We start from the raw sequence: 12,368 nt of genomic DNA on the forward strand, positions 1-12,368 counted from the left end.
TACAGGGCGGTGCTTTTTGTATAATACCTTATAAGGTGGCGGGAGAGTTACTTGTTCTGCTCCTCCTCCAGCTTCTGCTTTTTGGCGATATAGGCCTCCATCTTGGGGGCGGCCCAGCCCTCAAGGTTGGTCTGGCGGTCGCGGGCGATGCCCAGCGCCTGGGCGGGCACATCCTTGGTGATGGTGCTACCGGCGGCGGTGTAGGCACCGTCGCCCACCTTGACCGGAGCCACAAGGTTGGTGTTACAGCCAATGAAGCAGTAATCGCCGATCTGGGTGCGGAACTTATCCTTGCCGTCGTAGTTGCAGGTGACGGTGCCGCAGCCGAAGTTGCAGTACTTGCCCACATCACTATCGCCGATGTAGGTCAGGTGGCTCACGGTGTTGCCCCGGGCAAAGTTGGAGTTCTTGGTCTCCACATAGGCACCCAGATGCACGCCGTAGTCGGTGACAGTGTTCACTCGCACATGGGTGAAGGGGCCGATGTTGTTGTGGGGGCCCAGATGGCTGCCGTAGACCTGGCTGGCGTTGACAGTGGTGCCCTCGTCCACGATGCTGTCCTCGATCAGGCTGTTGGGGCCGATGACGCATCCTGCGCCGATGACCGTCTTGCCGCGCAGGATGGTGCCCGCCAGAATGGTGGCTCCCGGGGCGATGACAACGCCTTCGTCGATCTGGACGGTACGGTTCTCAATGTTCACGCCGTTGGCGATGTGAAAAAGCAGGATGTTCTCGCGCCGGCTTTCGGCAGCGTCCAGTTTGGCGCGTGCTGCGGCCAGAGCTTCGTTGGAAATGGTTTCCATAAATAGTGTCCCTCCTTGGGAAGGTGTGGTATTTTGTTGTATCCATGAGGGAGAAATTCCGGCCCGTTCCGCAGGTGGAATTCCACCGAAAATTTTAATGGATAACAGCATGTATCCCAGATGCGGAAAAATGGCTCTGTAAAACAAAAAACCTCTCGAACTTTCTCCCATTTTATAATAGCGGAAAACTGGGTAAATTTCAAGGGAATTGCACAAAATTTATCAAACAAATTCGGTGTTTTGCCCGGTGGCAATGTGGGAATTTTCTGGTATAATAGTTTAGCATTCACAAGACAATGTTCATCAGCTTTGAGAAAAAAGTGCGATGAGACCGCCGGGCGTGGCACCGGGGGTCACCAAATGGGAGGTAAACACGCATGAGCAAAAAGTATCTGTACTACTTCAGCGAGGGCAACGATGCCTTCGGCGGCGACAAGGTCACCATGAAGAATACTCTGGGCGGCAAGGGTGCCGGTCTGGCAGAGATGACTGCTGCCGGTATGCCGGTTCCCCAGGGCTTCACCATCACTACGGATGCCTGCACCCAGTACTATGCAGACGGCCGTCAGATCAATGACGATATCACTGCTGACATCTTCGAGCATCTCAAGGGTCTGGAAGAGATCACCGGCAAGAAGTTTGGCGACAACACCAACCCCCTGCTGGTCTCTGTCCGTTCCGGTGCCCGTCAGTCCATGCCCGGCATGATGGATACCATCCTGAACCTGGGCCTGAACGATGAGGCTGTGGAAGGTCTGGCCAAGAAGACCGGCAACGCCCGCTTCGCATACGACTGCTACCGCCGCTTCGTGCAGATGTTTGCAGACGTTGTTATGATGGTCCCGAAGAGCCTGTTCGAGGTCGAGATCGACAAGATGAAGGAAGCCAAGGGCGTTAAGAACGACGTGGACCTGACGGCTGACGACCTGAAGGAACTGGTGGGCGTCTTCAAGAAGATCTACGAGGAGAACGAGGGCAAGCCGTTCCCCCAGGATCCCCGTGATCAGCTGATCGAGGCAGTCAAGGCCGTCTTCCGCAGCTGGGACAACCCCCGTGCAAATGTTTACCGCAAGATGAACGAGATCCCCTACGAGTGGGGCACCGCTGTCAACGTGCAGCAGATGGCATTCGGCAACTCCGGCGACCGTTCCGGCACCGGCGTTGCATTCACCCGTGACCCCGCCACCGGTGCAAAGAAGCTGATGGGCGAGTACCTGATCAATGCACAGGGCGAGGACGTCGTCGCAGGCGTGCGCACTCCTTCTCCCATCAGCCACCTGAAGGATCAGATGCCTGAGGTGTACGATCAGTTCGTTGAGATCGCAACCCGTCTGGAGAACTACTTCCGCGATATGCAGGATATGGAGTTCACCATTGAGGACGGCCACCTGTACATGCTGCAGACCCGTAACGGCAAGCGTACCGCTCAGGCCGCTCTGCAGATCGCATGCGACCTGGTGGACGAGGGCATGATCACCGAGCAGGAGGCTGTCCTGCGCGTGGAGCCCAAGCAGCTGGATACCCTGCTGCATCCTCAGTTCGACGCCGCTGCCCTGAAGGCCGCCGAAGTCGTCGGCAAGGGCCTGGCAGCTTCTCCCGGTTCCGCCTGCGGCCAGATCGTCTTTACTGCTGAGGAAGCAGAGGAGATGGTCAAGTCCGGCAAGATGAAGAAGGTCGTTCTGGTCCGTCTGGAGACTTCTCCCGAGGACATCGTGGGCATGCAGGTGTCTCAGGGCATCCTGACCGTCCGCGGCGGCATGACCAGCCACGCAGCCGTTGTTGCCCGTGGTATGGGCACCTGCTGTGTCTCCGGCTGCGGCAATGACAACGAGGTCAAGATCGATGAGGAGGCCAAGACCTTCGAGATCAACGGCCACAAGTTCGTTGAGGGCGACTGGATCTCCATCGATGGCTCCACCGGCAACATCTACGGCGAGCAGGTCGCAACCGTGGCCGCTACCGGCAACAAGAACTTCAACCGCTTCATGGGTTGGGCAGACGCAGCTCGTCAGCTGCTGGTTATGACCAACGCCGATAACCCCCGCGATGCACAGCAGGCCGTTGACCTGGGTGCTGAGGGCATCGGCCTGTGCCGTACCGAGCACATGTTCTTTGCTGAGGACCGCATCAAGGCTGTCCGTGAGATGATCTGCGCCCGTACCGTGGAAGAGCGCGAAGCTGCTCTGGCCAAGGTCGAGCCGTTCCAGCAGGGTGACTTCGAGGCCATGTACCGCATCATGGGTGAGCGCCCGATGACCATCCGCTACCTGGATCCCCCTCTGCACGAGTTCCTGCCCACCAAGGACGAGGACATCAAGGAACTGGCTGCCGATATGGGCATGACCTTCGATGACCTGAAGAACGTGGTTGCTTCTCTGCACGAGTTCAACCCCATGATGGGTCACCGTGGCTGCCGTCTGGCTGTCACCTATCCCGAGATCGCTGCTATGCAGACCCGCGCTGTGATCAAGGCTGCCCTGAACGTCTCCGCTGAGACTGGCTGCATGATCACCCCGCACATCATGATCCCGCTGGTCGGCGAGGTCAAGGAGCTGAAGTTCGTCAAGGATGTTGTCGTCAAGGTCGCTGATGAGCTGATCGCTGCTGCTGGCGTTGACATGAAGTATCAGGTCGGTACCATGATCGAGATCCCCCGTGCAGCCCTGACTGCCGGTGAGATCGCCAAGGAGGCTGAGTTCTTCAGCTTCGGCACCAATGACCTGACCCAGATGACCTTCGGCTTCAGCCGTGATGATGCTGCCAAGTTCCTGGGCGCATACTACGAGAACAAGATCTACGAGAGCGATCCGTTCCAGCACCTGGATCAGATCGGCGTGGGCAAGCTGGTCAAGATGGCCGCACACGATGGCCGTGAGACCCGTCCCGACCTGGGCCTGGGCATCTGCGGTGAGCACGGCGGAGATCCCACGAGCGTGGAGTTCTGCCACAACGTCGGTCTGGACTACGTCAGCTGCTCTCCCTTCCGTGTGCCCATTGCACGTTTGGCTGCTGCTCAGGCTGCGATCAAAAATCCCAGAAAGTGAGATTGTTGCATGAAGATGCACTAATCGCGCAAAACATGGGAAGATAAACGTATGATAAACCCTCCCCGGTGAAACTGAATGGTTTTGCCGGGGAGGGTTTTGGTTTTAGAAACTTAAATAAATTTTAGGAGGACTTAAGTAGGATGAAAGTCGTAGATCATGAAACAAGCAAAGAAGAAAACCAAAAATGGGGCAATATAGCAAGAATAAGGGCTATCGATCCAGATTTTAATGCGGTGATTGAAGCGTTAGAAAAAGAAGCAAACGAAAAAATAGAAGTTAAAAAAGTAGAAGTAGAAGGGTTAATGAGGGATGTTAATAGAGAATATAAAAAAGAAGTGTCTAAAATTGAGTCTCAGTATATGAAAGAAAAGCAAGAAATTGATGAGAAGCACAGGAATAAGGTACTTGAACAGTATGAAGTGTGGATACAGAAAAAACATGGAAATAGCATTTATAAAAAATTGAAGGAGCAAAGGTATTTTATATCGCTTAGACAATATCTGATTTCAAAATGGTTGGAAGAAAAAGGAGTTGACTGGGATCCATTTGAGGAAAAAAAATCAGATGAAAAATTGCGAGAAGATTATAATATAGAAGCAGAAGTTGTTTTGGATGATGCAATAAAACCCCTTAGAGAGAGGTTATACAGAATATTGGATATTTTGCTTGGGAAAGTTATCTCTCTGCAAGAGGGAATTTTAAAAGTTCGAGATATTCTGTCGATTAATAAAGAAATCCAGTTGACAAGAGCAGTTAAAGATTTTTTTGATTTGCTTCTTTTTGAATCAGAGGAAACAACGAGTGAGGAAATCGTGGATGAAGAAATATTGAGTGACTACGATATTATTGGTAATATCAGGTGTGGAAGAACAAATAGATTGGATGAGCGCGTTATTGACCAAGTTAAGACGGGAATGCGGTCATTACTTCAAATTCCTGGAACACAACTTACTGGAGACATCATTGAAGAACGGTTGGGAATTTTGTTTGGAACAAAAAAAGAGGAAGCGATTAGAGTGTATAGTAATATATCTTTCTGCATTACGCAAACGGAAGGTTTTCTAACGGAGCGAGAAAAAGTTGTTTATTTTTCATTGGTGAAAAGGATATTGGATGATGCAGAGAGTGCTATTAGGCAGCTAGATGATGAAATGAAAAAACTTTTGAAGAATGAGGAAAGCAAGCAAATAGACAATGTTGGAAATAAGATAGAAATAGAATACGCACGCATTAAGGCGGAAATGAAAAGCTTCTAAATAACAAAATCCACGGAGAAAGGAAATGATTTTACTTTTCTCCGTGGATTTTTCTGTTTGGAAGAGAATTTTCAACATCAATCAACATCGGTAGTGAGAATGTTAATAAAAATTTAATAATTTTATCCCGAAAATCAAACGAAACTATGATGATTTTCTGAACGCAAATCCTAACGCTGTGAATGCGTGACGTGATATCATACAGCCAGGCCCAAGGGATAAGTCCAAAGGCAATATAAATTATATGGAGGTCATATTATGACACAAATCAAGAACATCAACGCTATGCAGGAATTAACAGAAGTGCAGGAAGACATGGCGGACACCCACGATAAGTTTCACAATAAGAGTCTAAAAGGCAAAAAAGGATACATCACCTTTGCACGAACGAAGGAGGGAATGTTCATCTGCGGTGATGGAGAAAGCAGCGTAATCAAAGGAATCCAAGCCAGAGTTCTAGTTGGCAAAGAAGTCCTTGCAGATTGCTACTGGACTGAAAAAGAGGGGATAAATCTGTGCCCGATTACGTTTAGTACCTACACCGATGATGAAAACGATCAAATCATTGGCAGCGTTTTTATTCAGGGTGGGTCAATGAAATCGCCAGTCATTACAGATTCCTTTAAAGACATCAAACCTGATGCTGAGTACAAAATCATGGTCCATGTCTGGAACAATGATTTTGGCTATCTTTGGACGAATATCAATCGACCCAATGGTTTGACACGGATCGATTACCTAATTATGAGTGGTGGTTGGGGTCAAGAAAACCCCGTCCAAAATCTGGTGGAACAGTGCTACTTCAAGAAAGGCAGCGTGGAGGAAACTAGCCATGAGCAAATCTAAAATCGAGGATAGACTTAACACAATGCGCCATAAACAGGCACAACCGACAGATAGTTTAATCCTTGCAGAATCAGCTGAGGGAAAAGATTTTTCTCAAGAGCTGTCCAAAGCGCAACCTTTTGATGAAATCCCTTCTTTGACTGAGAAGCAGGTAGCGTTTGGAATGTGCAATCCACAAGCACATCTTGATGCAAAACAAGAAAAACTTGAAAGATTTAAGAAAAAACGAGCGGAGAAAAAGTTGGCACTCGCCATCGACAAAAGTTCGTTCCCGAATCCAACGGAAGATTACGATGCACGCTCTGTTGCAGCACCGAACAACCCTAGTTTTGAAGAACTGCTGGAGATCGGGATGAAACTTCAAAATCAGCCTGCTCCGCCCTCTCCTGAAGAACCAATTGTCAAAAAGGGACCCAAAACACAGTCTCTTGTGGGAATGACAAGGGAACTCCAAAAGAAGGTCTCGATCATCTCTTACCATGGCGCACTCTACTTCTTCAATGGGCGTTATTACGAATATCTGGACACAGATCGATTGTTAATGCTGTACCGCGAGTATGTGGACTACGACCTTAACCACGAATCGAGTCTGTATGGGCATAAAGACCTTTATCAGTGCTGTGCTACCGATCCGGAAATCCAGCGCGAGGAGCCGAAAGGTGAGCCGATTTATGCACCACTGAAGAACGGCATTTTCGTCCTTGGAGAGGAAAAACTGTATCCACATAGTCCGGATCAGCTGACATTTACCTGCATCAAGGCCAAATACGATCCACAGGCAAAATGCCCGGTATTTGACCGTTTTCTGTGGCAGATCACACATGGAAACCCGCAGCTTCTGGAACGATTCTGGATGGCAATCGGCTATCTGTTTATCTATCCGGCTCGTGGAAAATTCTTCATCCTCATGGGCTATGCCAGAGATAGCGGCAAGAGTGTTTTGGGAAACTTTATTCAGCGGCTTTATCCTAAGGAGTCAGTCAGTAACCTGCGGCTCAGTGAGATGAAGGGAACGTTTGCGCTGATGCCCTTACTCAGTTCCGTTATCAATTTTGAGCTTGATATGCCAAACACAAAGCTCAATGCGGAGGCCATTTCCCGCCTTAAACAGATCACAGGAGGTGACTCAATCGATGTTCAACGCAAATACCTTAGTTCTGTGGTGCTTACGAGGCGAATCAAGTTCGTCTTTGCCAGCAACCATCCTCCTTGCATCGAAGGCGAGGACGATGCTCTGCTCAAACGTATCGTTTATCTCCCGTTCGACACATCCATTCCAGATGACCAGCAGGACCCGAATCTTGAGGAAAAAATCTGGAAGGAACGAAATGCCATTGTCACAAAGGCACTGCGGTATGCTCAGAAACTGGTGGAGTTAAACTACAGATTTCCTGAAATTCCGCAGGTGGACCGGGCAAAATGTTCGACGAAGGACTCTTACAGCAGGAGCGTGAAGCCATTTGTAGAGGAATGCTGTGAAAGGTGTGATCCGAGTGTATCCACATCACTGGAAGACTTGTACAATGCTTATCTTGGCTACTGCAAGGAGAAGGACGAATGGGCATGCAGCCAATCAGATTTCAGGGAAACCTTGGAAAAGCTTGGTCTGGAGCATCATCGTTCGCGGTGTCCGAACAGCGGTATGACGATATACACGAATCCTGTATCAGCATTCAAGGGCATTCGGCTTCTTCCGTAATGCTGAAATTTTCGATGATATGTTATATCACCGAATCCAAGCATAACAACGAACAGGAGGTGTCACAAATGCTGGAGGTTGACGACAAGGCAATGGCCTACTATCTGATTGAGGCTCTCTTTGCAGGGGGATATATCAACAACCCTACATATCAGAACTTCCTTCAAATGAAGCATGAGCAGGAGGAAGAGGAACCGCCTGCAAAGGCTTCCTAAACCGCAGCGAAAGGCTCTGATGGAGGATTTTCCATCAGAGCCTTTCTTTTTGCCTGAAAAAGCATAAAATCAACGGAGGTATGTATGAGAGCTGTAGTGTATGCGCGTGTTTCAACAGAACACGAGGCACAGATCAATGCACTGGAAAACCAGCTGGAATGGTATAAAATCGAAGCTTCACGCCATTCCGACTGGGAAATTACAGAGGTCTATGTGGATCAGGGCATCACAGGAACGCAGGCGCAGAAAAGGCCGGAGTTCCTACGTATGATGGAGGATGCCAGAAAAGGTAAATTCGACCTGATTATTACAAGAGAAGTAAGCCGTTTTGCACGAAATACGGTGGATGCTCTGTCCTATACCCGTGAACTGAAGGCAATGGGGGTCAATGTGTTTTTCATCAATGACGGCATCAATACGGCAACCAACGATGGAGAACTCCGTCTGACGATCATGTCCTCTATGGCGCAGGATGAAAGCCGGAAGATTTCAGAGCGAGTAAAGGCTGGGCAGAAAATCAGCCGGGAAAAACACGTTTTGTATGGCAGCGGAAACATTTTGGGATACCGCAGGGAGAACGGAACCTACATTCCGGACCCGGATCAGGCCGAAACTGTGAGGCTGATTTTCCAGATGTATTCGGATGGCGAAAAAGGGCTTACTAAAATCGTAAACGAGTTATATCGGTTGGGACGACTGGATGCAGGCGGTCATGTATCATGGGACGCTTCCAAAGTGAGCCGTGTTTTGCACAATGCAACCTACAAAGGCTGCATCTGCTATAACAAATCCCACAGTGACGGCTATCTGACGCAGAAACGTGTGAAAAATCTGGACGAGAGCAGCTACGTCTATGTGAAAGGGGATTTTGAGCCGTTGGTATCAGAAGAGATGTGGGACAGATGCCAACAGATTCTGCTGGCACGGTCTGCACGGGTCATCGATGAGAACGCCAAAAAGCACAAATATATGCGTAATACGCCAAAATCTGTCTGGACAGCAAAGCTGCGGTGTAGCTGTGGAGCGGGCTTTATCCAGTTCAAATGGAGAGTAAACCGTGACGGGGCAGTTGTTCACGGGTTTCAGTGCTACCGCCGTACACGCAGGCCAAGCATCAGCTACTTACAGGAACATGGTCTGGATTTGGGGATCAGCTGCCAAATCAAAGCCATCAGTGAATGGAAGCTGAATCTAATGGCATCTAAGGTATTCCAGAATCTGACGTTTGATAAAGGTAAGACCGTCAAAGAGGTATACCGGATTCTGAACCGCTGCATGGCAGAGGAAAAGACTGTGCGTATTTCCAGAAAGGCAATGCTGGAAAACAGCATCGCCAAACAAAAAGAACGGCTGGACAGGTATATTGACCTGTGTGCTGACGGAGTTATCACGAAGCAGGAGCTGATGGAACGCCGCAAGGGACTGGACGAGCAGATCGCCGAGTTACAATCCCAGTATGAGAGCATCGAACAGGAGGATGAACGCAGTGGGAGTATTGATATGAAGCTGATTTCCCAGAAGCTGGACGAGTGGCAGAAAGCGGCCAAAACGGATGTCAGCAGGGAACTTATTAACAGCTGTGTAGCACAGATCACGCCTGTAAGCAATGAGGAATTTCGGTGGGTACTGGATTTCCAACTGTCCGAGGTAAAAGGCATCAATATGACATCTTGTACGATGGACGGCTTTATGGAGCTGGCTCGCTTCGTGATTCCATTTGAAGATGCCAAAGCGTTCAAGGCTTCGCGGAACCAGAAAATCCATAGAAGGGATTGGACTGATCTCACCGTAGTAGTAGGAATCCGCTCGAAAATTCATCCGTAAGGGAGTGTGCCGGTTGTGTCGAGTGTGTCAGTGTTTTCAAGAAAACTTTATTATACTTTTATCAGACTATCTATCTCTCTTTCTATACAGACTATCGCTTCTGTTAAAAACAAGAGAAAAGTAAAGAAAAAATGGGAAAATATGGATGATGATGATATAAAAAGTTTGTTATGAACTTCTGACACAACTGACACACTCGGCACGAATTAAAGCGTATTTCGTAGGATTTTATTTATATATTATCTTATTGAAAAGACCTGAGGAAAAGTTTCGCACTGTCCTCAGGTCATTTATTTTACTGAAAAATGGGAGGTAATACCAATGGCTGAGATCATCGCAAAAGTATCCTTTGAGGCAGCAAAAGCAATCGGAAAGGCCGCTGCTGCACTCATCATCTGGACCGCACATCAACTCGAAAAGAAATAATTATCCATCAAAAACAGGAGGAACTTATTATGCCTGCAAATGTTGAAATCATGTTTTCTGTCCGTGAGACCCCTTGGCATGGCCTTGGCCGCATCGTTATGGAAGCCCCTGCAAGCCGTGAAGCCTTGGAACTGGCTGGCCTGGATTGGCAGGTCGAGAGTCGTAACATCTACTCTGGCAACGGAGCTGTGATCTCCGGCTATCGTGCCAATGTCCGCAGTACCGATGATGCCGTTCTCGGCGTGGTGTCTGACCGCTATCGCATCGTGCAGAACGAGGAAGCATTCCAGTTCACCGACGATCTGCTGGGCGAGGGTGTTACCTACGAAACCGCAGGCTCCTTGCAGGGTGGCAAGAAGGTTTGGATGCTGGCAAAGCTGCCTGAAAAGTACATCATTGCCGGAGACGAAGTGACCCCATATCTTGTGTTCTTCAACAGCCATGATGGCAGTTCTGGTGTCAAGGTCGCAATGACCCCTGTTCGGGTGGTCTGCCAGAACACCCTGAATTTGGCTCTCGGTTCTGCAAAGCGTATCTGGACGGCAAAGCACACCGAAAACGTCCTGCTCCGGGTGCAGGATGCCCGCGAAACTTTGCAGCTTGCCAACAGCTACATGGCAGAACTTGGAAAGGGAATCTATGACCTGACCAACATCAAACTGTCTGACCGCAAGGTGCAGGAGTTCATCAATGAGTTTTTCCCGATTACAGAGGATTTGTCCGATGGCCAGCGGAAGAATAACCTGCGTTTGCAGGAAGATTTGAAGGCCCGCTATTACAATGCTCCTGACCTGTCCTGGGTCGGCAAGAATGGTTGGCGGTTTGTCAATGCCGTATCGGACTTTGCCACCCATGCAGATCCCATCCGTAAGACCCGGAACTACAACGAGAATCTGTTCCTGCGTACCGCAGAGGGAAATCCCATGATTGACCGCGCCTATAAGATGGTGCTGGCCGCAGCATAAAGGAGGTTTCTATGAACGATGTAAACAACCGCATTTTCTACGAATTTTCTGAGTTCCTGAAAGAAACCGAAAGTGTTCCACCTGAGATGCGGGTTTCTCTGGCTTACGAAATTACAATCAAGAGCACCATTGCAAGTGCGCTGATCGACCTTGCCAGCGAAAACAAGCTGGACGAACGCTATTGGAACCATCTGCGGGTGCAGCGGAATATCTTGGATTTTCTGTATGCTCTGTGGCTGGACGATAATCGCACCTTGGTAGGTGAGTTTTCCACGATTCTGAAAGACTTGGTGGAATACGATTTCTCCATTGCAGACGAACACATGAAAGAGAGGTTGAATATTGCATGAAACGTCTTGTATCTACACTGAATTTGAGCAAAGAAGATTGGCTTCGCTACCGCAAATGCGGCATCACCGGAACGGATGCCGGTGCGATTCTGGGCGTGAATCCCTATCGCTCCGCATTTCAGGTCTACCACGACAAAATCAGCGATACCATTGAGGACATCGACAATGAGGCCATGCGGCAGGGGCGTGACTTGGAGGACTATGTGGCGCAACGATTCTCGGAGGAAACCGGGCTGAAAGCCCGCAGGGCAAATGCCATCTACCAGAGTGAAGAGCATCCGTTGCTTCTCGCTGATTTCGACCGCCTGATCGTCGGGCAGAAGGCTGGCTTGGAGTGTAAAACGGTTTCTCCGTTCTCTGCGGACAAGTGGGCCAACGGCAAGATTCCGGCGCATTATCTGGCACGGGTTGACCATTATCTCGTTGTCAGTGGCTTCGACTGCTGGTATGTGGCAGCTCTGATTCTGGGAAAAGAGCTTATCATCCACAAAATTGTTACTGATAAGCAGGTGCTTGCTGACCTTATCGACAAGGAGGAACTTTTCTGGACACGCTATGTTGTGCCCCAGATTCCGCCTGCACCGAACGGCAGTGAGGGTGACACCCAGCAGATCAACCAACTGTATGAGGTTGACAATCGTGACAAAAATGCAGACCTGACCTCTTTGCGTGGTCTGCTGGACAAGCGGCAGGAGCTTTCCAGTCAGATCGAGCAGTTGGAGCAGGAGAAAACCGCCATTGAGCAGCAGGTCAAGCTGGAAATGCAGGATGCAGCGTATGGAACGGCTCCCGGTTATAAGGTGTCTTGGGTGTCCTCCGAAAGTAAGCGGGTGGATTCCCAGAGGCTTCGGAAAGAACAGCCGGACATCTTCAACCAGTACAGCAAAAATGTGAGCAGCCGCAGGTTCACCATTGTTCATGCGGCATAAATTTGTGG

The 12,368-nt window shown here is 49.4% G+C and carries 10 protein-coding genes; 9 read left to right on the plus strand and 1 reads right to left on the minus strand.

The window, feature by feature from the left end; translation table 11 throughout:
* Positions 1-47: 47 nt before the first annotated feature.
* The gene (locus tag MTP40_RS01090; protein ID WP_207684739.1) at positions 48-803 is read right to left on the minus strand and encodes a UDP-N-acetylglucosamine diphosphorylase; all 756 of its coding nucleotides are present in this window, start codon (positions 801-803) and stop codon (positions 48-50) included.
* A gap of 377 nt (positions 804-1,180) precedes the next feature.
* Between MTP40_RS01090 and ppdK the strand changes: the two genes are divergently transcribed.
* The 9 genes from ppdK to MTP40_RS01135 all read left to right on the plus strand — a co-directional run bounded on the left by ppdK (position 1,181) and on the right by MTP40_RS01135 (position 12,360).
* Positions 1,181-3,847 carry a pyruvate, phosphate dikinase gene (gene ppdK / locus MTP40_RS01095; protein WP_005930157.1) on the plus strand — a complete coding sequence of 889 codons (2,667 nt, stop codon included), beginning with the start codon at positions 1,181-1,183 and terminating at the stop codon, positions 3,845-3,847.
* Between the two features lie 143 nt (positions 3,848-3,990).
* Positions 3,991-5,106 carry a hypothetical protein gene (locus tag MTP40_RS01100; protein WP_207684740.1) on the plus strand — a complete coding sequence of 372 codons (1,116 nt, stop codon included), beginning with the start codon at positions 3,991-3,993 and terminating at the stop codon, positions 5,104-5,106.
* Positions 5,107-5,364: 258 nt separating this feature from the next.
* A complete protein-coding gene (locus MTP40_RS01105) occupies positions 5,365-5,952 on the plus strand; it encodes a hypothetical protein (RefSeq protein WP_249259676.1) in 588 nt (195 codons plus the stop codon).
* A complete protein-coding gene (locus MTP40_RS01110; protein WP_249259677.1) occupies positions 5,939-7,651 on the plus strand; it encodes a DNA primase family protein in 1,713 nt (570 codons plus the stop codon). Before MTP40_RS01105 ends, MTP40_RS01110 begins: the two co-directional genes overlap by 14 nt.
* Before the next feature lie 68 nt (positions 7,652-7,719).
* Positions 7,720-7,866: a hypothetical protein gene (locus MTP40_RS01115; RefSeq protein ID WP_249259678.1), complete on the plus strand. Its 147-nt coding sequence runs from the start codon at positions 7,720-7,722 to the stop codon at positions 7,864-7,866.
* An 84-nt stretch (positions 7,867-7,950) separates the two neighbouring features.
* On the plus strand, positions 7,951-9,690 hold the full coding sequence (locus MTP40_RS01120; RefSeq protein ID WP_249259679.1) for a recombinase family protein: 1,740 nt from the start codon (positions 7,951-7,953) through the stop codon (positions 9,688-9,690).
* A gap of 455 nt (positions 9,691-10,145) precedes the next feature.
* Positions 10,146-11,081, plus strand: a complete 936-nt coding sequence (locus MTP40_RS01125; RefSeq protein WP_207684745.1) for a DUF932 domain-containing protein — start codon at positions 10,146-10,148, stop codon at positions 11,079-11,081.
* 11 nt (positions 11,082-11,092) lie between these two features.
* Positions 11,093-11,431: a DUF3848 domain-containing protein gene (locus MTP40_RS01130; RefSeq protein WP_156074434.1), complete on the plus strand. Its 339-nt coding sequence runs from the start codon at positions 11,093-11,095 to the stop codon at positions 11,429-11,431.
* Positions 11,428-12,360, plus strand: a complete 933-nt coding sequence (locus tag MTP40_RS01135) for a YqaJ viral recombinase family nuclease (protein ID WP_156074436.1) — start codon at positions 11,428-11,430, stop codon at positions 12,358-12,360. Before MTP40_RS01130 ends, MTP40_RS01135 begins: the two co-directional genes overlap by 4 nt.
* The last annotated feature ends 8 nt before the right edge of the window (positions 12,361-12,368 follow it).

The sequence above is a fragment of the Faecalibacterium sp. IP-3-29 genome, assembly GCF_023347335.1.
Taxonomy (GTDB): domain Bacteria; phylum Bacillota; class Clostridia; order Oscillospirales; family Ruminococcaceae; genus Faecalibacterium; species Faecalibacterium duncaniae.

Coding starts and splice junctions, on each gene's coding strand:
- MTP40_RS01090 (WP_207684739.1), bottom strand. CDS start 803: ATGGAAACCATTTCCAACGAAGCTCTGGCCGCAGCACGCGCCAAACTG.
- ppdK (WP_005930157.1), top strand. CDS start 1,181: ATGAGCAAAAAGTATCTGTACTACTTCAGCGAGGGCAACGATGCCTTC.
- MTP40_RS01100 (WP_207684740.1), top strand. CDS start 3,991: ATGAAAGTCGTAGATCATGAAACAAGCAAAGAAGAAAACCAAAAATGG.
- MTP40_RS01105 (WP_249259676.1), top strand. CDS start 5,365: ATGACACAAATCAAGAACATCAACGCTATGCAGGAATTAACAGAAGTG.
- MTP40_RS01110 (WP_249259677.1), top strand. CDS start 5,939: ATGAGCAAATCTAAAATCGAGGATAGACTTAACACAATGCGCCATAAA.
- MTP40_RS01115 (WP_249259678.1), top strand. CDS start 7,720: ATGCTGGAGGTTGACGACAAGGCAATGGCCTACTATCTGATTGAGGCT.
- MTP40_RS01120 (WP_249259679.1), top strand. CDS start 7,951: ATGAGAGCTGTAGTGTATGCGCGTGTTTCAACAGAACACGAGGCACAG.
- MTP40_RS01125 (WP_207684745.1), top strand. CDS start 10,146: ATGCCTGCAAATGTTGAAATCATGTTTTCTGTCCGTGAGACCCCTTGG.
- MTP40_RS01130 (WP_156074434.1), top strand. CDS start 11,093: ATGAACGATGTAAACAACCGCATTTTCTACGAATTTTCTGAGTTCCTG.
- MTP40_RS01135 (WP_156074436.1), top strand. CDS start 11,428: ATGAAACGTCTTGTATCTACACTGAATTTGAGCAAAGAAGATTGGCTT.